Origin of the sequence: Brachybacterium sp. p3-SID1565, assembly GCF_025143785.1 — a bacterium.
Taxonomy (GTDB): domain Bacteria; phylum Actinomycetota; class Actinomycetes; order Actinomycetales; family Dermabacteraceae; genus Brachybacterium; species Brachybacterium epidermidis.
Window position 1 is genome coordinate 66,697 of record NZ_JAMBDS010000006.1, and the last position, 20,685, is coordinate 87,381.

Genomic DNA, 20,685 nt, shown 5'->3' on the forward strand with positions numbered 1-20,685 from the left:
CTAGGCGGGAGCCGCGGACCATCTCGGTGGGCCGTACGCTGGGTGGATGCGAATGCCCTTGCTGCTGGACTGCGACACCGGGATCGACGACGCCTTCGCGCTCACCTATCTGGCCTGCCGCCCCGAGGTCGAGATCACAGGGATCGTCTCCACCGCCGGCAACGTGCCCACCGAGGCGGTGCTGGGCAACAACCTGGTGCTGGCAGAGCTGCTGGGCATCGACGCGCCCGTGGCCCGCGGCGCTCGGACGCCGCTGGTCCAGGAGCTGATGACAGCGGAGGACACCCACGGCCCGACGGGTCTCGGCCACGCCCGACTGCCGACACCGACACGGCAGGCCGACGATCGCTCGGGCGCGCAGCTGTGGGTCGATGCCGCCCGGAGGCATCCCGGGCAGCTGGTGGGGCTGGTGCTGGGCCCGCACACCAACCTGGCACTGGCCCTGGAGATCGAACCGGAGCTGCCCCGGCTGCTGAAGCGGCTGCACGTGATGGGCGGGGCGATCAACCATCGCGGCAACACCGGCGCCACCTCGGAGTGGAACGTCGCTGTCGATCCGGAAGCTGCCCAGCGCGTGCTGATCGCCTTCAGCGAGGCGCCCACCAGGCCGGTGCTGGCAGGACTGGATACCACCGAGGCGGTGCGGTTCTGGCAGCCAGAGCTGGATGCGGTGCGCGCGCTCGGCGATCATCCGGTGGTGCCGATCCTCGTCGAGGCCCTGCAGTTCTACTTCGAGTTCCATCAGGCCGACGGCTTCGGCTGGTCCGCCCACGTGCACGACCCGCTGGTGGCCGCGCACGCCGTGACCGGTCGCTTCCTGGAGACCACGCCGCTGCCGGTGGACGTCGAGCTGACCGGCACCCTCACCCGGGGGCAGACGGTCGCCGACCCCCTGGGTCGCTGGGGCCGGGAGCCGAACGTCGATGCGGCCACCTCGGCCGATGCTCCCGCGTTCATCGCCCACCTGTGGGAGACACTGCGCAGCGGGCTCAGCACGCAGGCAGCCGCCAGCAGCGGGCAGGCCGAGGGCGACGCCACGCACTGAGGCGGCGCAGGGAGCCGGTCAGCCCAGCTGCTGGATCTCCACCTCGAAGCAGCGCCGTGGGGCCTTCTCCCCCTTCGCCGGGCGCCAGCCCACGCAGCGGGTGGTGCCGCTGTCGCGGTCCTCGTCGTACGCCACCAGCACGGACCCCGGAAGGGTGACGGGCGCATCGAAGGAGACGTCCCAGCGCAGCGGCCGGGAGAGATCCACCCGGGACTCGGTGAAGGCCCGGGACGCGGTGTACATGCCGTGCGCGATCGCCCTGGGGAAGCCGAAGGCCTTGGCCGACAGGCCCGACATGTGGATCGGGTTCACGTCACCGGAGACCTCGGCGTAGCGCCGGCCGGTGTCGGCCGGGAGGCTCCAGCGGGCGGTGGGCCGCGGCGGCGCGAAGTCGCGATGGTCCGATCCCTGGTCGGAGGAGCCCGCAGAGGGTCCGGCCGCAGAGCTCGGGGACGAACTCGACGACGAGCCGGACGAGCTCGTGCCCTTGGCCAGGTAGGTCGAGACGTCGGTGGCGATGATCTCCCCGTCCTGCGCGAGGATCGTGGAGACCGCCTCGAAGGTGTGGCCCTTGCGGTGCGGGCGCAGCTCGCGCACGCGGCACTCCACATCCACCAGTTCCCCCACCGCCACCGGACGGTGCTGGAGCACGGAGTTGCGCAGGTGCACCAGGCCCAGCAGCGGGAAGGGGAAGTCCCCGCGCGCCATCAGCGCCAGCGAGATCGGGAAGGCGAGCACGTGCAGCACACCGGGGTGCACGTTCTCCGTGGCGGGCCCGCCCATGAGGTGGTCGAAGTCGGCGGCGCGGCCGGCGTCGATGCGCACCTTACGCACGCGGTAGGCGGTGCCCGGCAGGCGCTTCTCTCGCGACGTCCGGGGGGCATCGCCCCGCCGGGGCAGCAGGGCCGCAGCGTACACCGCGGGGAAGGAGGGGACGTCGGTGAGGTCCTTGATCCGCTCGTCGCTCATCGCTGTCACCGCCCCACGATGTTCTGGCCGCACACCCGCAGGGTCTGCCCCTGGATGCCGCCGGCCTCCGCCGAGGACAGGAAGGAGATCGCCTCCGCCACGTCCGCGGGCAGGCCGCCCTGCTGCAGGGAGTTCACGCGGCGGGCGATCTCTCGGTTCAGCGCGGGCATGCGGGCGGTCATCTCGGTCTCGATGAAGCCGGGGGCGACGGCGTTGGCGGTGCCACCGGCATCGGCGAGACGCAAGGACAGCGCATCCACGAAGGCCATCACGCCCGCCTTGGAGGCGGCGTAGTTGGTCTGCCCGCGGTTGCCGGCGATGCCGCTGGTGGAGGCCAGGGAGACCACGCGCGGCTGATCGCCCAGCGCGTCCCCGGCCTCCAGCAGCGCCTCCATGAGGGAGAGCTGGCTGGTGATGTTCACGGCGATCACCGGGTCCCAGCGGTCCGGGGTCATGTTGGCGAACATCTTGTCGCGGGTGATGCCGGCGTTCAGCACCACCACGTCCAGGGTCAGCGACTTCTCCCGCAGGAACTGCACCAGGCGCCGGCCGGCGCCGCCGGAGGTGACGTCCAGCTGCAGCGGCACGGCGCGCAGCTCGTTGGCCAGGCGCGCCAGTTCGGTGCCGGCGGCCGGGACGTCCAGCACCACCAGCTGTGCGCCGTCGGCCGCGAGGGTGCGGGCGATGGCCGCACCGATGCCGCGGGCGGCGCCGGTGACCAGGGCGGTGCGCCCGGCCAGGGGCTGCTGCTGGTCCTCGGTGAGGGTGCCGGCCTCGCTGGCGACCTCCAGGAACTGGCCGGTCACGAAGGCGCTGCGGGAGGAGAGGAAGAACCGCAGTGCGCCGATCACGGCCGGGGCGTCCAGGGCCACGCCGTCGGCGGCGAGGATGCCGTTGGCAGTGGCCCCGCCGCGCATCTCGTGGGCGAGGGAGCGCACGAAGCCCTCCACTGCCCCGCGGGCGGCGTCACGCGAGGGATCCTCGCCGGTGGCGGGCCGGGAGATCGTGACCACGCGCGCACCAGGGGCGAGGCTTCGCATGGCGCCCGAGAGGGGCAGCAGGATCGGTCCCAGCTGGTCGGGGGCGGAGACCTCGTCCAGCACCGCGATCACGGAGCCCACGCGAGGCAGCTCCTCGAAGCGGCGACGCACGTCGGCCCCCCAGGACAGCAGCAGGCGGGCCACCTGGTCGGCACCGGCCGAGTCGCCGAGCACCACGACCGGGCCGAGCACCGGCTCGGGGCGGTCCTCGCGTCGCAGCAGGCGGGCGGGGCGGGGAAGGCCGGTGCGCTTGGCGATCAGGGCACCGGGGGCGGAGCGGACGAAGCGGGTGTAGGCATCAGCCATGGGGTCCTCCCGGAAGAACGATGTAGGGGGCGGGGGCAGCCCCAGAGGGCTGCCGCGCCGCGGTCGGCGGAGGGTCGGGGGCGACGGATCAGGAGGTGACGGACTCGAGCAGGGCGACGGAGCCCTGGCCGGCCGCGGCGCACACGGAGATCAGGCCCCGCTGGGGACGACCCGTCTCCAGGGCGCGCTGGTGCAGCAGCTTGGCGAGAGTGGCGACGATGCGCCCGCCGGTGGCCGCGAAGGGGTGACCGGCGGCCAGCGAGGAGCCGGTCACGTTCAGGCGGTCGCGGTCGATGCTGCCCAGCGCGCTGTCGCGGCCCAGCTTGTGGCGGCAGAACTCCTCGGACTCCCAGGCGGCCAGGGTGGCCAGCACGGTGGAGGCGAAGGCCTCGTGGATCTCGTACAGATCCACGTCCTGCAGGGTCATCCCGTTGGCATCGAGCAGCTCTGGCACAGCGTAGGCGGGGGCCATCAGCAGGCCCTCCTCGCCGTGCACGAAGTCGACCGCGCTGATGCGGGCATCGACCACCCTGGCCAGCGGGGTGAGGTCGTGCTCGGCGGCCCACTCGGCGCTGCCGAGCAGCACGGCGGAGGCACCGTCGCTGAGGGGGGTGGAGTTGCCAGCGGTCATCGTCGGCTCGGCGACCTGCGGGGACTTCACGCCGAAGACGGGCTTGAGGGAGGCCAGCTTCTCCATGCTGGAATCGGCGCGCAGGTTCTGGTCCCTGCCCAGGCCGCGGTAGCCGGTGACCAGGTCGTCCAGGAACCCGGCCTCGTAGGCGGCGGCGAGCTTCTGGTGGGAGGCGAGGGCGAGCTCGTCCTGCGCCTGACGGGTGATGCCCCACTCAGCGGCGGTCAGGGCCATGTGCTCGCCCATGGACAGGCCCGTGCGGGGCTCGCTGTTGCGCGGGGGCACCGGTGCCAGGTCTCCGGGGCGGATCGCGCCGAGCGCCTTGATGCGCTGCAGCGGCGTCTTGGCGGCGAAGGCACGGTGCAGGGTGCGACGCAGGCGCGGGGTCACCTCGATCGGGGAGTCGGAGGCGGAATCGACGCCGCAGGCGATCGCGGAGTCGATCTGGCCCAGCTGGATGCGGTTGGAGACGTGGACCACGGACTCCAGGCCCGTGGCACAGGCGCGGCCCATGTCGATCGCGGGGGTGCGAGCATCCAGCGGCGTGCCCAGGGCGCTCTCGCGTGTGAGGTTGAGATCCGCAGCGAGCTTCAGCACCGCACCGCCGGCGATCTCGCCGAGCCTCTCGCCCTGCAGGCCGAACCGGGCCACGAGGCCCTCGAGGACGGCGGTGAGCAGGTCCTGGTTGGAGATCCCGGCGTAGGGGCCACCGGCGCGGGCGAAGGGGATGCGGTTGCCGCCGAGGACCAGGGCGTCGCGCAGGACCGCCCGGGAGCTGTCTGCCTCGTGGGCTGCGGCGGCGGTGGCGGGGCGGGACTCTGTCACGGGGGCACCTCTTCGTGGTCTGTGCATGGTCGTTCGTGCGTGGTCGAACAGCTCGATCGGGGAGCTCGTCCGACAGGGGACTTTACATGGAACCGTCGGTACTTGATACCGTAGGTCCCGTGAACGCGATGATGCAAGCCCCCGTCGACGGACGCTCCGCCCGTTGGGCCCAGCACCGTGAGCAGCGCCGTGCCGAACTGCTGGACGTGGCCCGGCGTCTCATCCACGCCCAGGGGCCCGACGTCACCATGGAGGAGATCGCCACGGCCTCGGGCACCTCGAAGTCGATCGTCTATCGCTACTTCACCGACAAGGCCCAGCTGCAGCGGGCCCTGGGACGCAGCATCCTGTCCACCATGCACCGTCGGCTCGTCGCTGAGCTGACGGCGCTCGAGACCGGATCCGGGCGCAGGCCCGAACCGGCGGAGCGAATCCGCGCCATGATCCGCGCCTACGTCGAGACGGCGCAGCGCTCCCCTGGCGTGTACCGCTTCGTCACCCGTCCCAGCGACGGGCTGAACCACTTCCTGGAATCCGTCTCCCGTCTGGTCACCACCTTCCTCCCCGCGGAGGTCCCCTCCCCCGAGCTGTGGGCGAACGGAGCCGTGGGCTTCGTCGAGCGCTCGGTGGACCGGTGGATGACGCAGCACGAGACATCGACCGACGACGAACGGCCCGCACCGATCACCTCGGACGCCCTCGTCGACCACCTCGTCACCTGGCTCATGAAGGGAATGCAGGCATGACCTCCACCACCGACCGCCCCGATCCGATCACCGCCCCCCAGAACGCCGAGGGCAGCGGAGGTGACGAAGCGGCCGTCGCGGACCAGACCCCCGCGCTGATCCCCACCCCTGCCGGCGCGGACGCCGCCACCGTCGAGGACGCCCCCGAGCAGACCCCGTCCGCAGCCGCACGGGCAGCAGCCGAGCCCGCCGGGACCCCCACCGGGCCGATCCCCGTGGTTCCCGACGGCAGCGCCCGGCTCGACGTCGAGGCCGTCTCCCGTGCCCTGAAAGGACGCTGGGCGGACTCCCGCGACGAGGCCCGTGAGCGTGCCGCCCGCCCCGAGCTGCACAAGCCCTACGACGTCTCCGTGGCCGAGCACCGCGCACGGGTGCTGGAGCAGCTGCACCTGCTGGTGGCCGACGAGACCTCCCACAAGATGCTGCCCGAGCACCTGGGAGGCCCCAACGACAACGGCGGGAACGTGGCCGCCTTCGAGGAGCTGGTGGTCGCCGACCCGTCCATGCAGATCAAGGCCGGCGTGCAGTGGGGGTTGTTCACCGCGGCCATCATCCAGCTGGGCGATGAGGAGCAGCACCATCGCTGGGTGCCCGACGCCATGAGCCTTCAGATCCCCGGCGCCTTCGCCATGACCGAGATCGGCCACGGCTCCGACGTGCAGTCCCTGGCCACCACCGCCACCTACGACGCGGACACCGAGGAGTGGGTGATCCACACCCCCTTCCGGGCCGCCTGGAAGGACTACCTGGGCAACGCGGCCCTGCACGCCCGGGCCGCCACCGTGTTCGCCCGCCTCATCACGCAGGGAGTGGACCACGGGGTCCACTGCTTCTACGTGCCGATCCGCGACGAGAACGGCGAGCTGCTGCCCGGCATCTCCTCCGAGGACGACGGCCCCAAGGGCGGGCTCAACGGCATCGACAACGGGCGCCTGGCCTTCGACCAGGTGCGGGTGCCGCGCACCAACCTGTTGAACCGCTACGGGGACGTGGCGCCCGACGGCACCTACTCCTCCCCCATCGAGTCCCCCGGCCGGCGCTTCTTCACCATGCTGGGCACCCTGGTGCAGGGTCGCGTCTCCCTGGACGGCGCCGCGAACCGGGCCACGCAGCTGGCGCTGCACATCGCGATCACCTACGCGACCCAGCGCCGCCAGTTCACCGCTGCCGATCCCACGCGGGAGATGGTGCTGCTGGACTACCAGAGCCATCTGCACCGCCTGATGCCCAAGCTGGCCGCCACCTACGCCGGGGCCTTCGCCCACGAGCAGCTGCTGCAGGCCTTCGATGACGTGTTCTCCGGGCGCGGCGACACCCCCGAGGCCCGTGAAGACCTCGAGACCATGGCCGCCGCCCTCAAGCCCACCTCCACGCGACTGGCCCTGGACACCATCCAGGAGTGCCGGGAGGCTTGCGGCGGCGCCGGGTTCATGGCCGAGAACCAGTTGGTGGGCCTTCACCAGGACCTCGACGTGTACGCCACCTTCGAGGGCGACAACACGGTGCTGCTGCAGCTGGTGGCCAAGCGCCTGCTGAGCGACTACACCTCGGAGCTGAAGACCATCGACCGCGCCGGGATCGGCCGGTTCATCGCCCAGCGGGCCGAGGTGCTGGCCCGCCGTCACACCCCCTGGACCCGCCTGGCGCAGGACCTCAGCGACCTGGGCAGCCCCAAGCGGGCGTTCGACTCGATGCGCAGTGCCGACTTCCAGGAGGAGATGCTGGCCTCCCGGGCCCGGGTGAAGGTGGAGGAGGTGGCGCTGTCGTTGCGCCCCGCCGCCCGCATGAGCCCGGCCGATGCCGCAGCGCACGTCAACAAGCACCAGGTGGAGATGCTGGCAGCGGCCCGCGCCCACGCCGAGCTGGTGCTGTGGCGGGCCTTCACCGCCGGCATCGAGGCGCTCGAGGACGAGGACTCCCGCACCGTGCTGACCGATGTGCGCGACCTGTTCGGGCTGGACCGCATCAACGCCGACCTGGCCTGGTTCCTGCTCAACGGACTGATCTCCGCTCAGCGCGGGCGCCAGATCACCTCCGATCTGCGCCGGCTGCTGTGGCGTCTGCGCCCGCACGCCCTGGACCTGATCGCGGCCTTCGACGTGCGACCCGGCCACGTGCGCGCGCCCATCGCGCTGGGTGGGGAGCAGGAGCGCCAGGACGAGGCCGCCGCCTACCACCGCGCCCAGCGGGCCAGCACCAGCGCCCCGGTCAGCGAGAAGGTGCTGCGCGAACGGGCGAAGAAGGAGAAGCAGGCGGCCAGGAAGCGCCAGGGTGCAGGGCGCTGATCGAGCTCGGCGCTGATCGGCGTCACCGCTGACGGATCGGCCGCGCCGGGGCGCTCCCGGTGCGGCCGATCGTTCGTCACTGCTGCCGAACCCCGGGCCGCGGGTCACCGCGGATGCGTCCGATCGTAGACTGGGGGCGCCGCGCCAGGACCCGCCGGCGCCCCTCGTGACGAACGGACCCGACCCCGCGATGACCGCTGCGAACTCCTCCGCCCCCGCCGATCCCGCACCGGGGGCCCCCGGGCAGACCGACACCGTCGAGCACGCCGCGTCGACCCCCGATCTGGAGCTGCCCTACGCCGAGCTCGGCCTGAAGGACGACGAGTACGCGCGGATCCGCGAGATCCTGGGGCGCCGCCCCACCGCGGCCGAGCTCGCCATGTACTCGGTGATGTGGTCCGAGCACTGCTCCTACAAGTCCTCCAAGAAGCACCTGCGACGCTTCGGCGAGCGCACCACCGAGGAGATGCGGGAGCACCTGCTGGTGGGTATGGGCGAGAACGCCGGCGTCGTGGACATCGGCGACGGCTGGGCGGTGACCTTCAAGGTCGAGTCCCACAACCACCCCAGCTACGTCGAGCCCCACCAGGGTGCAGCCACCGGTGTGGGCGGCATCGTGCGCGACATCATCTCCATGGGTGCTCGCCCCGTCGCGGTGATGGACCAGTTGCGCTTCGGCGCCATCGATCACCCCGACACCGCCCGGGTGGTCCACGGCGTGGTGGCCGGCATCGGCGGGTACGGCAACTCGCTGGGCCTGCCCAACATCGGCGGTGAGACCGTCTTCGACCCCACGTACCAGACGAACCCGCTGGTCAACGCCCTGTGCCTGGGCGTGCTGCGGCACGAGGACATCCACCTGGCCTCCGCCACGGGACCGGGGAACAAGGTGGTGCTGTTCGGCGCCCGCACCGGCGGCGACGGCATCGGCGGTGCCTCGATCCTGGCCTCGGAGACCTTCGAGGAGGACGGCCCGGCCAAGCGCCCCAGCGTGCAGGTGGGCGACCCGTTCATGGAGAAGCTGCTGATCGAGTGCTGCCTGGAGCTGTTCGCCGCGGGTGCGGTGGAGGGGATCCAGGACCTGGGCGCGGCCGGCATCTCCTGCGCCACCAGCGAGCTCGCCGCCAACGGTGGATCCGGCATGCGGATCGATTTGGAGAACGTGCTGCTGCGGGATCCCACCCTGAACGCCGGGGAGATCCTCATGAGCGAGTCCCAGGAGCGGATGATGGCCGTGGTGAGGCCGGAGATGCTCGATGACTTCACCGCGATCTGCGCCCGCTGGGACGTGGAGATGTCCGTGATCGGCGAGGTCACCGGCGATGGACGCCTGGTGATCGACCACCACGGCCAGCGGATCGTGGACGTGGACCCGGCCACCGTCGCGGTGGACTCCCCCGTCTACGACCGTCCCTACGCCCGTCCCGACTGGCAGGACGCCCTGCAGGCCGATCGTGCCGAGACGCTCGAGCGGCCTCGGGATGCCGCGGGCATCGCGGAGCAGCTGCGCGCTCTGATCTCCTCCCCCAACCTGGCCTCCGCCGCCTGGGTCACCGACCAGTACGACCGCTACGTGGGCGGCAACACCGCCCTGGCCATGCCGGACGACGCCGGTGTGGTGCGGGTGGATGAGTCCACCGGGCGCGGCGTGGCCCTGGCCACCGACGCCAACGGGCGCTATTGCGAACTCGACCCCCGCGCCGGGGCGCAGCTGGCCCTCGCTGAGGCGTACCGCAATGTGGCCACGGTGGGTGCCGAACCGCTCGCGGTCACCGACTGCCTGAACTTCGGCTCCCCGGAGGATCCGGGCCCCATGTGGCAGCTGGTCGAGGCGATCGAGGGGCTCTCCGAGGCCTGCCAGGTGCTCGGCGTGCCCGTGACCGGTGGCAACGTCTCTCTGTACAACTCCACCGGTGAGCCCGGCGTGCAGGGCTCCGCGATCCACCCCACCCCCGTGGTGGGTGTGCTCGGCGTGCTCGAGGACGTGGCGCGCCGGGTGCCCACCGGCTGGCACGAGGAGGGCCTGGACATCCTGCTGCTGGGCACCACCCGCGAGGAGCTCTCCGGATCCGCCTGGGCCGACGTGATGCACCAGCATCTGGGCGGGATGCCGCCGCGCGTGGATCTCGAGGCGGAGAAGGCGCTCGCCCGCGTGCTCGTGGGATCGGCCGATGAGGGCCTCGCGGCAGCCGCGCATGATCTGTCCCAGGGCGGTCTCGCGCAGACGCTCATGGAGTCCGTGACCCGCTTCGGCACCGGAGCCCGGATCGAGCTGTCCGAGCTCACCGCTCGCGATGGTGTGGATGTGTTCACCGCGCTGTTCTCCGAGTCGCAGGCTCGCGCCGTCGTGGCTGTACCTGCGGACCGCGCGGAGCGGCTGCGAGCTCTCGCTGCGGAACACGGGGTGCCTGTGCTGCGTCTGGGCACCACCGGCGGGGATGCGCTCGAGATCGAGGGCGCAGGCTCCTTCAAGGTCGCTGAGCTGAGGGAGCTGCGCGAGGGCACGCTCCCGCGGTACTTCGGTTGAGGACCTGCGACGGGCGGTGAGCGATGTTGAAGATCGCACACCGCCCGCCGCGCCGGTCGGCTCAGGAAACCGTCAGCCGATCACACGCTGGAACCGTGTCAGCAGCGCTGCCAGCCGTTCGTGGTTCACCGCGTCACCGGGCTTGAACCAGCGGCCCCAGCCGGTCGAGATCTCGTTGTCCGCCATCCATGCGATCTCGGTGGCGTACTCCGAGGAACGGGAGACGTCCGAGAACGCGTAGGCCCGATCCGGTGACCAGCGTGAGCTTCCCGCAGCGCGATACAGGAGGCGAGAGAGTTCATCGCGGCGCACAGCCGCCGACGGGCGGAAAGTACCGTCCGCGTAGGGCTCCAGAATGCCCTGCGCATGAGCCCAGGTCACCGCCTTGTACTGCGCGTGACGCGGAGTGATATCGGTGAAGCGCGATCTCGAGGGCGGGGTGAAGCTCGGCGAACCCATCAGGCGGTACAGGAATGTCACCGCCTGGTTGCGGGTGGTCGCCTCTTTGCCCAGGAATCGACGACCCGACCAGCCGGGGATGATGCCCTGCTCACGCAGATCGTGGATCTCGACGAAGTAGCGGTGGCTCGTCGGGACATCCACGAAGTACGCGGACACGAACCGATTGCGGTAGTTCTCCCGTACCGCGACCCCGTTGTCGAAACGCTGGGTGTAGCGGCCGTCCGTGCTCACGTAGTCCGCTTCGGGTCGCCCCCAGCTGGGGTGCCAGCTGCGGCGGATGGAGTCGGTGGTCGTCGCGGCGCGCGCGGACAGGCCAGGCCCGGAGACCACGATGCCCTTGGACAGGCGCGTGATCGTGTAGTCCCCCTCCTTCTGCGCTGACATGAGGACTGTCCCCAGCACGGACTCACCACCGTGGCGCTGGAAGGCCCCGAGGTGGTAGCGCCATCCAGAGTCGATGCGGCTCTGGATCCCCCATCGCAGGCTGTCCATCTCGTTGTACAGCCCGTTCCCGGGGCATGCGGTGAGGTTGACGTCCCGGTGCCCGAAGAGCCGCGGCATGTTCACCTTCGTGCCGCGGGGCCAGCGGATCCCGTCCACGCCAACCGTCCAGGACGACGTCTCGTCGACCTTCGCCCGGAAGGTGGACAGCAATTTCCAGGAGGCGACGCGCATGATCGCCTCCCGCGCCTCGGAGCTCGCCCGGAGCGAGGAGTAGTCGCCCATCACGGAGATGCCGAAGCTGCCGGTGTTGAAGCCCAGCGCGTGGGCGCCGTTCACGTTGCGGGTCAGACCGCCCCGTCGGCCCTCGTAGATCGTTCCATAGCGGTCGATCAGCACGTTGTAGCCGATGTCCGCCCAGCCCAGCGTGCGCACGTGATAGTCGAAGATCCCGCGGATCTGCTGCGCGGCCTGCGAGGGCGAGTAGTTGTTGGTGCCGGCGGTGTGGTGCAGCACCACGGCCTTCAGCGCAGAGCTGGTGGAGCTGGAACGGGCGGCTCGCTCATCGGCGCCCCACTGGGCGCGGGTCACGATCCGCGGCGCCCCGGGGATACACAGGTCCCGCGGGACCAGGGACATCGGCACGATCGGCCCGAGGGCAGGCCGCGCGGTCCCTACTCCCCCGCCGCCCACGGTCGCGCCGCCGCCATCGGAGGGCGCCGGCGCATCCGCCGGGTCCTCACCTTCACCGGTCTCCTCGGCCGGGGCGGTCTCCTCGGTGAGGCGCTCCTGTGGCTCCTGAGAGGGCGTGGCCGCCTCGCCCTCGGCAGGAGGCTGCTCGCTGCGCTCCTGGGCTGCATCCTCCGCGGAGACAGCCCCCTCATCGAGCTCCAGCGGCGCCTGCTTAGGATCATCGGGGAAGTCGATGAGGTGGGCGTTCAGCGCCTCGGTGACATCCTCACCGTCGATCTCACCGATCACCTCCACCTCGGTGACATCGGCGAAGAACACCGGCTCGGTGCCGTTGGAGCGCACGCCGGTGTCCAGGTCCACAGCGACCTCGAGGTCATGCCAGGGGCTCCAGGCCCCATCCACCTGCAGGCCACGCACGGAGACGGTCGGCTCCACGCCGCCTTCCTCCCAGGTCACGCCCACCAGAGCGGCCGGATGCCCGACGATGTGGCGAGCCAGGCGGCCGTCGCGCTCGATATGCTCCGCCTCGCGCAGCGCGATGGTCGTGGTGCGCGGCTGGGCAGCCTGCGTGCCGGCTCCGGCGGCCGACGACGGCTGATCCTCCGCACCGCTGACCGGGGCACCCTCCTCACCATCGGCCAGGGCGGTGCCGCCGCCGATGACCACGGAGGAACCCACGAGGGCTGAGCCGGCGAGGAGGGAGCGGCGCCGCGGACGCAGATCCGGGGTGCGGCCGGATGCATCGGGCAGGGGACGGCGGAGGGAGGCGGACATCGCGGATCTCCTGGGGAAGCGGGGAAGCTACAGAGTGTCCACGGCACAGCGCGAACGCGTCCACCATAGGCACCAGATCTCGGGTGCTGGGCAACGATTGTGCAACAACCGTTCGAATCCCGGATGACCCACCCCACGTCGTCCCGCGTGGGGGTGAGGTCACCACACCCCATCAACCCGGCAGGACGACATCCCTTAGCGCCGCTGCCGCCGGCCCGCCGCGCATCCCCCGCACAGCATGAGGCCCCGGCACCATCCGGTGCCGGGGCCTCACGCGCAGCTGTCAGCAGCTCATCCGATCAGACCTCGGACTTCTGCTCCTCCGCAGTGTCCTCTGCCGGAGTCTCCTCCGCCGGGGTCTCCTCCGCAGTGGTCTCCTCGGCCGGGGTCTCCTCCGCGGGCTCAGCAGCGTCGGCCTTGGCCGCGTTCTTCGCCGCGCCCTCGGCCTCCTTCACCACGGCCTGCTTGGGCGAGTATGCCTCCTGGACCAGCTCGATCACGGCCATGGGAGCGTTGTCGCCCTTGCGCGGCGCGATCTTGGTGATGCGGGTGTAGCCACCGGGACGCTCGGCGAAGGTGGGGGCGATCTCCTCGAACAGGGTGTACACCACGCCCTTGTCGCGGATGGTGCGCATCACGCGGCGGCGAGCGGGAAGGTCGCCCTTCTTGGCGAAGGTCACCAGGCGCTCGGCCACCGGGCGCAGGCGCTTGGCACGCGACTCGGTGGTGGTGATGGCCTTGTGGCGGAACAGCTCGGTGGCGAGGTTGGCGAGGATCATCCGCTCGTGCGCGGGCGAACCCCCGAGGCGCGCTCCCTTGGTGGGTGCAGGCATGGTCGTTCTCCTAGAAAAAGATGAGGGTCAGTACTGGTCGCCGAAGTCGTCGGAGTAGGAGTCCAGAGCCGACGGGTCGAACCCGGCCGGGGAGTCCTTCAGCGACAGGCCGAGCTCGGCCAGCTTCGCCTTGACCTCGTCGATGGACTTCTGCCCGAAGTTGCGGATGTCGAGCAGGTCGGCCTCGGAGCGAGCGGTCAGCTCGCCGACCGTGTGCACGCCCTCGCGCATGAGGCAGTTGTACGACCGCACCGTCAGGTTGAGGTCGTTGATCGGCAGCGCGAGGTCGGCAGCGATCGCCTGATCAGTGGGCGAGGGGCCGATCTCGATGCCCTCCGCCTCCTGGTTCAGCTCGTGGGCCAGACCGAACAGCTCCACCAGGGTCTTGCCGGCCGAAGCCACGGCATCGCGCGGGGAGATGGCGGGCTTGGTCTCGACGTCGACGATCAGACGGTCGAAGTCGGTGCGCTGCTCGACACGGGTGGCCTCGACCTTGTAGGTCACCTTGAGCACCGGCGAGTAGATCGAGTCGATCGGCACGCGGCCGATCTCGCCGTCCGCCGACTTGTTCTGCGAGGCGGAGACGTAGCCGCGACCGCGCTCGACGATCAGCTCGATCTCCAGGCGGCCCTTGTCGTTCAGGGTCGCGATGTGCAGCTCGGGGTTGTGGATCTCCACGCCGGCGGGCGGGGTGATGTCGGCGGCGGTCACGCTGCCCTCCCCCTCCTTGCGCAGGTACATCACCACGGGCTCGTCGTTCTCCGAGGAGACCACGAGGTTCTTGATGTTGAGGATGATCTCGGTGACGTCCTCCTTGACCCCGGGGACGGTGCTGAACTCGTGCAGCACGCCGTCGATGCGGATCGAGGTGACCGCAGCACCGGGGATGGAGGACAGCAAGGTGCGACGCAGGGAGTTACCCAGCGTGTACCCGAAGCCGGGCTCGAGCGGCTCGATCACGAACCGGGAGCGGTTGTCCGACACGACCTCTTCGGTCAGCGTGGGGCGCTGTGCAATGAGCACTGTGAGTCCTTTCGGCGAGCGTCCGCCATATGACGCTCAGAAGGGGGCGAGGGGCGAGGTGAGTGGTCCAGGTGCGGCGACGGGCGGTCTCGGCGCCGGCGCCAGGGGGGTGACGCTCCGTCGGGCGGGGGCAGGACGGCCCGCCGCGAGAAGGAGCCTCAGACGCGGCGGCGCTTCGGCGGGCGGGTGCCGTTGTGCGGCTGCGGGGTGACGTCCTGGATGGACCCGACCTCGAGACCGGTCGCGGTGAGCGAGCGGATCGCGGTCTCACGGCCGGAGCCGGGGCCCTTCACGAACACGTCGACCTTCTTCAGGCCGTGCTCCTGCGCCCGGCGCGCGGCGGCCTCGGCGGCCATCTGCGCGGCGTACGGGGTGGACTTGCGCGAGCCCTTGAAGCCGACCTGGCCGGCGGAGGCCCACGAGATCACGGCACCGGTGGGGTCGGTGATCGAGACGATCGTGTTGTTGAAGGTGCTCTTGATGTGAGCCTGGCCGTTGACGACGTTCTTCTTGTCCTTGCGACGCGGCTTGCGCGACGCGGTCTGGCGGGTCTTGGTTGCCATGAGGCGGAACTCCTCAGTTCAGGTGATCGATGCGCCGGATCCCTCGGCGGCGCGAAGTGACTGCAGGTGTCGGTGGGGGCGGGACACGCTGTGCCCAGGGCAGGTGCCCTGGATCAGCGGGCCTTCTTCTTGCCGGCGACGGTGCGCTTGGGGCCCTTGCGAGTACGGGCGTTGGTCTTGGTGCGCTGACCGCGCACCGGCAGGCCGCGGCGGTGGCGCAGGCCCTCGTAGCTGCCGATCTCGACCTTGCGGCGGATGTCGGCGGCCACCTCGCGGCGCAGATCGCCCTCGATCCGGTAGTTCGCCTCGATGTGGTCGCGCAGCTTGACGAGCTCGTCGTCGCTCAGCTCCCGCACTCGCTTGTCGCCGGAGACGCCGGTCGCGGCCAGGGTCTCCTGGGCGCGGGTGCGGCCCACGCCGAAGATGTACGTCAGGGCGACCTCGAGGCGCTTCTCGCGCGGGAGGTCGACTCCAACCAGACGTGCCATGTGCAGTTCTCTCCTACTGTTCCGGAGGCCTGATCCGACACCTCGCAGGGGTTCTGCCCCCGGCGCCGCAGCCTCCGTCTGCGGGTGGCCGGCCGTGGCCGGTGGTGTCGACTCTTCTGTTGTGTGTGCCCGGTGTCCCGGGCGTGCCCCTCAGGGCTGCCGCATCGCGGCTGTCACGGCACAGGCCGGGACGAACGGATCGCCCCGCTCAGCCCTGGCGCTGCTTGTGACGGGGGTTCGAGCAGATGACCATGACGCGCGAATGGCGACGGATCACCTTGCAGTTGTCACAGATCGGCTTGACGCTCGGCTTGACCTTCATAGCTTCCTTCTCCCGGGACGATTCACTTGTAGCGGTAGACGATGCGGCCCCGGTCGAGGTCGTAGGGGCTCAGCTCGACGACCACACGGTCCTCGGGAAGGATGCGGATGTAGTGCTGGCGCATCTTCCCGGAGATGTGCGCGAGCACCTTGTGCCCGTTGTCGAGCTCGACGCGGAAGCGCGCGTTCGCGAGCGCCTCCGTGACCGTGCCCTCGACCTCGATCACGCCGTCCTTCTTGGCCATGCCTCCCCAATCTCTCGCACCGCTGTCACGGTGACCGAGTTCCGCATTCCTGGAACGCACACCTCGGACCCGCGCGGCGAGTACGGTGGTCTGCGATGGTGAGCCCGTCTGCGGCACACGAGCGCGGGTGCCCGCGACCGGGGTCGCCAGGGCGCTGCACATCGTCTGCAGCCGCGCTTCGCGTGCGCTCATCACGGAGCACACCCGATCGACCAGCCTACACGGTGCCTGCGGGATGAGCGAGGGGTGCCGAGGATGACCCCGGTCACGCGAGCAGGGGATCCGGTGCGGTGGTGATGCCGCGAGCGGCGAGCTCCTCGCGCCCGCCGTCGGCAGCGGTCAGCACCAGGATGCCGTGCTCGGTGACCGCGACGGAGTGCTCCCAGTGGGCGGCGCGGCCTCCCCCGGTGGCGCGCACGGTCCAGTCGTCGTCCTCGAGCTGCCAGTCGCCGGGGCCCTGGATCAGCATCGGTTCGATGGCCAGGCACATGCCGGGGCGCACCTTCGGTCCGCGGGAGCGGGTGCGGTAGTTCATCACGTCCGGCGGCTGGTGCATCGCGGAGCCGATGCCGTGGCCGCCGAAGTCCTCGAGGTGGGAGAGGGCATCCCCCGCCGCCGCATTCACGAAGTCCTCGATCGCGGCGCCGATGTCCCCCACCCGATCGGCGGTGGCCAGAGCCGCGATGCCGACCCACAGGGCTTCGCGGGTGATCCGCACCAGGTCCTCGTCGGCCTGTCGGCGCGGGGCGCCCACGATGTGGGTGCGGGCCGCATCGGAGTGCCAGCCCTCGATGATCAGACCGGCGTCTATGGAGACCACGTCGCCCTGCTCGAGCACCTGGTCGCCGGGGATGCCGTGCACCACCACGTCGTTGACGCTGATGCACAGCGAGGCCGGGAAGCCGTGGTAGCCCAGGAAGTTGGGCGTGGCGCCGTGCTCGCGGATCATCGTCTCGGCGCGGGCGTCCAGCTCACCGGTGGTGATCCCGGGGCGGATCGCCTCCTGCAGCATGTCGTGCACCTGCGACAGCAGCATCCCGCTGCGCCGCATCACGGCGATCTGCTCGGGTGTCTTCAGCTCCACCCGCTCCCGGCGCAGCATGCTCATCGGGAGGCGGGGGCTCCCAGGACGTCCAGCAGGGAGGCGGTGACCTCGTCGATCGAGGCCATGCCGTCCACGCGACGCACCAGGCCACGCTGCTCGTACACGTCGATCAGCGGGGCCGTCTGCTCGGCGTAGACCTCGAGGCGACGGCGGATGGTCTCCTCGGTGTCGTCGCTGCGGCCCTGCTCGGTCCCACGCGCCACCAGGCGCTCGACCACCGCGTCGTTGTCCACCTCGAGCAGCAGCACCGCGTCGAGCGCGGCGCCGAGGTCGGCCAGCACGGCATCGAGGGCGTCGACCTGGGGCAGGGTGCGGGGGTAGCCGTCCAGCAGGAACCCGCCGGTGGCGTCGTCCTCGGCCAGTCGCGAGCGCACCATGTCGTTGGTGACCGAGTCCGGCACGTACTCGCCCTTGTCCATGTAGGACTTCGCCAGCACGCCCAGCTCCGTCTGCCCGGAGACGTTGGCGCGGAAGATGTCGCCGGTGGAGATCGCGGGGATGTCGAGCGCCTCGGCGATGCGGGCGGCCTGGGTGCCCTTGCCCGCGCCGGGCGGGCCGACGATCAGCAGCCGGCTCGCGGCCGGGGCGTCGGCGTGGGAGGACTGTGCGGGGGTGGTCACCGGAGGATCCCTTCGTAGTGGTGCTGCTGGAGCTTCGCGTCGATCTGCTTCACGGTGTCCAGACCCACGCCGATCATGATCAGCACGGACACGCCGCCCAGCGGGAAGTCCTGCGAGGTGCCCAGGTAGACCATCGCGATCAGCGGCATCAGCGAGATCAGGGCGAGGTAGATGGCACCGGGGGTCTGGATCCGGTTGATCACGTAGGTGAGGAAGCGCTCGGTGGGCTTGCCGGCGCGCACGTTGGGTATGAAGCCGCCGTACTTCTTCATGTTGTCGGCGATCTCCTCCGCGTTGAAGGTGATCGACACGTAGAAGAACGCGAAGAAGATGATCAGCGAGACGTACACCAGGGCGTAGACCCACGAGAAGGAGAAGCCCATCACCAGGTGCTCGTTGATCCACTGCACCCAGGCGGCGTTCGGGTCGCCGAAGGACGTGGCCATCTGGGGCAGGGCCAGGATGGAGGAGGCGAAGATGACGGGGATGACGCCGGCCTGATTGACCTTGATCGGGATGTAGGTGGAGGTGCCGCCGTACATGCGGCGGCCCACCATCCGCTTGGCGTACTGCACGGGGATGCGGCGCTGGGACTGCTCCACGAAGACGATGGCGATCATGACCACCAGCGCGACCAGGATGACCAGGGTGAAGGTCATCCAGCCCTGGGTCTGGAAGATGGTGCCCATCGCGGCGGGGAACGAGGCCGCGATCGAGGTGAAGATCAACAGCGACATGCCGTTGCCGATGCCGCGCTCGGTGATCATCTCGCCCATCCACATGATCAGCACGGTGCCCACCGTCATGGTCAGCACCATCAGCAGCAGAGTGGGGACGGACTGGTCCGGCACCAGCTCCAGGGCGCAGCCCACGAAGAAGTTCCCGGAGCGCACCAGGGTGATGATGGTCGTGGCCTGCAGCACGGCCAGGCCGATCGTGAGGTAGCGCGTGTACTGGGTGAGCTTGGCGGTGCCTGCCTGGCCCTCCTTGTGCAGGGCCTCGAAGCGCGGGATCACCACGCGCAGCAGCTGCACGATGATGGAGGCGGTGATGTACGGCATCACCCCCAGCGAGAAGATCGACAGCTGCATCAGCGCGCCGCCGGAGAACATGTTGACCATGCCCATCACGCCGGCGCCCTGACCCGTCATCGCCTGGTCGGCGCAGATCATCACGTTGGTGTACTCGAACCCCGGCGTGGGGACGAACACCCCGAGCCGGTAGATCGCGATCAGGCCGAGGGTGAAGAAGATCTTCGCCCTCAGCTCGGGGGTGCGCAGTGCGCGCACGAACGAGTTCACCAGATTCCTCCTGGAGGTCCGGGGACGCGGACCATCGGTCACGCCCGTCCTCTGCCTTGCGTGCGCCGGCGGCGCCCGGTGGCGTGCGGACCGGCCCCGACGAAACAGGGACGGGGCACCGCGGCACAGGCTATTCTGCGCCGCGGTGCCCCGTCAAAAGAGACTCACGCGGTGGTGACGGACCCACCCGCCGCGGTGATCTTCTGCTCCGCCGAGGCGGAGAACTTCTGTGCGGTGACGTCGAGCTTGACGCTCACATCACCGGTGCCCAGCACCTTGACGGGCTGGTTCTTGCGCACGGCGCCCTTGGCGACGAGGTCATCGACCGTGACGGCGCCGCCCTCGGGGAACAGCTCCTGCAGGGTCGCCAGGTTCACGACCTGGTACTCGACGCGGAAGGGGTTGGTGAAGCCGCGCAGCTTCGGCAGGCGCATGTGCAGCGGCATCTGGCCGCCCTCGAAGCGAGCTGGCACCTGGTAGCGGGCCTTGGTGCCCTTGGTGCCACGACCTGCGGTCTTGCCCTTGGATGCCTCACCACGACCCACGCGGGTGCGCGCGGTCTTGGCACCGGGCGCCGGGCGCAGGTCGTGCAGCTTGAGCAGGCTCTGCTCGGTGCTGTCGGCCTTGTTGTTCTCAGTCATTGTCAGTCCACCTCTTCGACCGTCACCAGGTGAGTGACGGCGCGGATCATGCCGCGGATCTCGGGGCGGTCCTCCTTCACCACGGTGTCACCGATGCGCTTGAGGCCGAGGCCGCGCAGGGTGGACCGCTGGGACTTGGTACCGCCGATGTCGGAACGGACCTGGGTCACCTTCAGCTGCATCACGCACCCACCTTCTCGGCGCGGGCCGCGGCGCGACCCTCTGCCTGAGCGCGCAGCAGGGCGGCCGGGGCGACCTCCTCGACGGACAGGCCGCGACGAGCGGCCACCGCCTCGGGCTCCTCGAGCTGCTTCAGGGCATCGACGGTGGCCCGCACGATGTTGATGGCGTTGGTCGAGCCGAGCGACTTGGACAGCACGTCCTGGACGCCCGCGCACTCGAGGACGGCGCGGACGGGGCCGCCCGCGATCACGCCGGTACCGGGAGCGGCGGGGCGCAGCAGGACGATGCCCGCGGCGTCCTCACCCTGGACCGGGTGCACGACGGTGCCCTGGATGCGGGGAACGCGGAAGAAGTTCTTCTTCGCCTCCTCGACACCCTTGGAGATCGCCGCCGGCACCTCCTTGGCCTTGCCGTAGCCGACACCGACGGTGCCGTCGCCGTCACCCACGACCACCAGGGCCGTGAAGGAGAAGCGCCGGCCGCCCTTGACGACCTTGGAGACGCGGTTGATGCTCACCACGCGCTCGAGGAACGCCGACTTCTCGGCGTCCTGGCCGCGACCGCGGCCCTCACCGCGGCGACCGCCGCGGTCGTGGGGGGGGGGGGGGCCGCGGGGGG

Annotated in this window: 20 protein-coding genes; 4 read left to right on the forward strand and 16 right to left on the reverse strand. The window is 70.5% G+C overall.

Annotation, left to right across the window (positions count from 1 at the left end):
• Positions 1–46: 46 nt before the first annotated feature.
• The gene (locus M4D54_RS02935; protein WP_193864459.1) at positions 47–1,045 is read left to right on the forward strand and encodes a nucleoside hydrolase; all 999 of its coding nucleotides are present in this window, start codon (positions 47–49) and stop codon (positions 1,043–1,045) included.
• A gap of 18 nt (positions 1,046–1,063) precedes the next feature.
• Here M4D54_RS02935 and M4D54_RS02940 read toward each other — a convergent pair whose 3' ends face one another.
• The 3 genes from M4D54_RS02940 to M4D54_RS02950 form a co-directional block, all read right to left on the reverse strand.
• Positions 1,064–2,014, reverse strand: a complete 951-nt coding sequence (locus M4D54_RS02940; protein WP_193864871.1) for a MaoC/PaaZ C-terminal domain-containing protein — start codon at positions 2,012–2,014, stop codon at positions 1,064–1,066.
• A gap of 5 nt (positions 2,015–2,019) precedes the next feature.
• Positions 2,020–3,360: a 3-oxoacyl-ACP reductase gene (locus M4D54_RS02945; RefSeq protein ID WP_259890218.1), complete on the reverse strand. Its 1,341-nt coding sequence runs from the start codon at positions 3,358–3,360 to the stop codon at positions 2,020–2,022.
• 88 nt (positions 3,361–3,448) lie between these two features.
• Positions 3,449–4,843, reverse strand: a complete 1,395-nt coding sequence (locus M4D54_RS02950) for an acetyl-CoA C-acetyltransferase (protein ID WP_396121465.1) — start codon at positions 4,841–4,843, stop codon at positions 3,449–3,451.
• Between the two features lie 101 nt (positions 4,844–4,944).
• On the opposite strand from M4D54_RS02950, the gene M4D54_RS02955 reads away from it, so the two are divergent.
• The 3 genes from M4D54_RS02955 to purL all read left to right on the forward strand — a co-directional run bounded on the left by M4D54_RS02955 (position 4,945) and on the right by purL (position 10,374).
• A complete protein-coding gene (locus tag M4D54_RS02955) occupies positions 4,945–5,562 on the forward strand; it encodes a TetR/AcrR family transcriptional regulator (RefSeq protein WP_228018555.1) in 618 nt (205 codons plus the stop codon).
• Complete coding sequence (locus M4D54_RS02960; protein WP_228018423.1) at positions 5,559–7,847, forward strand: acyl-CoA dehydrogenase; 2,289 nt, start codon at positions 5,559–5,561, stop codon at positions 7,845–7,847. Before M4D54_RS02955 ends, M4D54_RS02960 begins: the two co-directional genes overlap by 4 nt.
• Positions 7,848–8,037: 190 nt before the next feature.
• Positions 8,038–10,374 carry a phosphoribosylformylglycinamidine synthase subunit PurL gene (gene purL / locus M4D54_RS02965; protein WP_193864457.1) on the forward strand — a complete coding sequence of 779 codons (2,337 nt, stop codon included), beginning with the start codon at positions 8,038–8,040 and terminating at the stop codon, positions 10,372–10,374.
• A gap of 72 nt (positions 10,375–10,446) precedes the next feature.
• Here the strand turns inward: purL and M4D54_RS02970 are convergent, their stop codons facing one another.
• From M4D54_RS02970 to rpsE, 13 genes are all read right to left on the reverse strand, one after another.
• Positions 10,447–12,744 carry an S-layer homology domain-containing protein gene (locus tag M4D54_RS02970; RefSeq protein ID WP_193864456.1) on the reverse strand — a complete coding sequence of 766 codons (2,298 nt, stop codon included), beginning with the start codon at positions 12,742–12,744 and terminating at the stop codon, positions 10,447–10,449.
• 299 nt (positions 12,745–13,043) lie between these two features.
• Positions 13,044–13,577, reverse strand: coding sequence for a 50S ribosomal protein L17 (rplQ, locus tag M4D54_RS02975; protein ID WP_193864455.1), 534 nt, complete (start codon positions 13,575–13,577; stop codon positions 13,044–13,046).
• 27 nt (positions 13,578–13,604) lie between these two features.
• Positions 13,605–14,600: a DNA-directed RNA polymerase subunit alpha gene (locus tag M4D54_RS02980; protein WP_193864454.1), complete on the reverse strand. Its 996-nt coding sequence runs from the start codon at positions 14,598–14,600 to the stop codon at positions 13,605–13,607.
• A 158-nt stretch (positions 14,601–14,758) separates the two neighbouring features.
• Positions 14,759–15,163, reverse strand: a complete 405-nt coding sequence (rpsK, locus tag M4D54_RS02985) for a 30S ribosomal protein S11 (RefSeq protein ID WP_193864453.1) — start codon at positions 15,161–15,163, stop codon at positions 14,759–14,761.
• Positions 15,164–15,276: 113 nt separating this feature from the next.
• The gene (gene rpsM / locus M4D54_RS02990) at positions 15,277–15,651 is read right to left on the reverse strand and encodes a 30S ribosomal protein S13 (protein ID WP_193864452.1); all 375 of its coding nucleotides are present in this window, start codon (positions 15,649–15,651) and stop codon (positions 15,277–15,279) included.
• A gap of 208 nt (positions 15,652–15,859) precedes the next feature.
• The gene (gene rpmJ, locus M4D54_RS02995) at positions 15,860–15,973 is read right to left on the reverse strand and encodes a 50S ribosomal protein L36 (protein ID WP_010532506.1); all 114 of its coding nucleotides are present in this window, start codon (positions 15,971–15,973) and stop codon (positions 15,860–15,862) included.
• Between the two features lie 22 nt (positions 15,974–15,995).
• Entirely contained in the window at positions 15,996–16,217 is a 222-nt protein-coding gene (gene infA, locus M4D54_RS03000; RefSeq protein ID WP_010532507.1) for a translation initiation factor IF-1, read from the reverse strand.
• A 265-nt stretch (positions 16,218–16,482) separates the two neighbouring features.
• Positions 16,483–17,325, reverse strand: coding sequence for a type I methionyl aminopeptidase (gene map, locus M4D54_RS03005; protein WP_193864451.1), 843 nt, complete (start codon positions 17,323–17,325; stop codon positions 16,483–16,485).
• The gene (locus M4D54_RS03010) at positions 17,322–17,942 is read right to left on the reverse strand and encodes an adenylate kinase (RefSeq protein WP_193864450.1); all 621 of its coding nucleotides are present in this window, start codon (positions 17,940–17,942) and stop codon (positions 17,322–17,324) included. The genes map and M4D54_RS03010 overlap by 4 nt, the downstream gene beginning before the upstream one ends.
• Positions 17,939–19,243: a preprotein translocase subunit SecY gene (gene secY / locus M4D54_RS03015; RefSeq protein ID WP_259792420.1), complete on the reverse strand. Its 1,305-nt coding sequence runs from the start codon at positions 19,241–19,243 to the stop codon at positions 17,939–17,941. The genes M4D54_RS03010 and secY overlap by 4 nt, the downstream gene beginning before the upstream one ends.
• 164 nt (positions 19,244–19,407) lie before the next feature.
• Positions 19,408–19,884: a 50S ribosomal protein L15 gene (rplO, locus tag M4D54_RS03020; protein WP_193864448.1), complete on the reverse strand. Its 477-nt coding sequence runs from the start codon at positions 19,882–19,884 to the stop codon at positions 19,408–19,410.
• Positions 19,885–19,886: 2 nt separating this feature from the next.
• Positions 19,887–20,069 carry a 50S ribosomal protein L30 gene (gene rpmD, locus M4D54_RS03025; protein ID WP_311199662.1) on the reverse strand — a complete coding sequence of 61 codons (183 nt, stop codon included), beginning with the start codon at positions 20,067–20,069 and terminating at the stop codon, positions 19,887–19,889.
• Positions 20,066–20,685: 30S ribosomal protein S5 (rpsE, locus tag M4D54_RS03030; RefSeq protein ID WP_311199663.1), on the reverse strand; the 620-nt coding region annotated here is incomplete at its 5' end. The genes rpsE and rpmD, both read right to left, overlap by 4 nt.

What these genes read in the sequence shown, in the direction of transcription:
- M4D54_RS02960 (WP_228018423.1), top strand. Translation starts at nt 5,559, where the DNA reads ATGACCTCCACCACCGACCGCCCCGATCCGATCACCGCCCCCCAGAAC.
- M4D54_RS02935 (WP_193864459.1), top strand. Translation starts at nt 47, where the DNA reads ATGCGAATGCCCTTGCTGCTGGACTGCGACACCGGGATCGACGACGCC.
- rpsM (WP_193864452.1), bottom strand. Translation starts at nt 15,651, where the DNA reads ATGGCACGTCTGGTTGGAGTCGACCTCCCGCGCGAGAAGCGCCTCGAG.
- rpsK (WP_193864453.1), bottom strand. Translation starts at nt 15,163, where the DNA reads ATGGCAACCAAGACCCGCCAGACCGCGTCGCGCAAGCCGCGTCGCAAG.
- M4D54_RS02945 (WP_259890218.1), bottom strand. Translation starts at nt 3,360, where the DNA reads ATGGCTGATGCCTACACCCGCTTCGTCCGCTCCGCCCCCGGTGCCCTG.
- M4D54_RS02940 (WP_193864871.1), bottom strand. Translation starts at nt 2,014, where the DNA reads ATGAGCGACGAGCGGATCAAGGACCTCACCGACGTCCCCTCCTTCCCC.
- M4D54_RS02955 (WP_228018555.1), top strand. Translation starts at nt 4,945, where the DNA reads ATGATGCAAGCCCCCGTCGACGGACGCTCCGCCCGTTGGGCCCAGCAC.
- rplQ (WP_193864455.1), bottom strand. Translation starts at nt 13,577, where the DNA reads ATGCCTGCACCCACCAAGGGAGCGCGCCTCGGGGGTTCGCCCGCGCAC.
- M4D54_RS02950 (WP_396121465.1), bottom strand. Translation starts at nt 4,843, where the DNA reads ATGCACAGACCACGAAGAGGTGCCCCCGTGACAGAGTCCCGCCCCGCC.
- purL (WP_193864457.1), top strand. Translation starts at nt 8,038, where the DNA reads ATGACCGCTGCGAACTCCTCCGCCCCCGCCGATCCCGCACCGGGGGCC.
- rplO (WP_193864448.1), bottom strand. Translation starts at nt 19,884, where the DNA reads ATGACTGAGAACAACAAGGCCGACAGCACCGAGCAGAGCCTGCTCAAG.
- map (WP_193864451.1), bottom strand. Translation starts at nt 17,325, where the DNA reads ATGAGCATGCTGCGCCGGGAGCGGGTGGAGCTGAAGACACCCGAGCAG.
- rpmJ (WP_010532506.1), bottom strand. Translation starts at nt 15,973, where the DNA reads ATGAAGGTCAAGCCGAGCGTCAAGCCGATCTGTGACAACTGCAAGGTG.
- M4D54_RS02970 (WP_193864456.1), bottom strand. Translation starts at nt 12,744, where the DNA reads ATGTCCGCCTCCCTCCGCCGTCCCCTGCCCGATGCATCCGGCCGCACC.
- infA (WP_010532507.1), bottom strand. Translation starts at nt 16,217, where the DNA reads ATGGCCAAGAAGGACGGCGTGATCGAGGTCGAGGGCACGGTCACGGAG.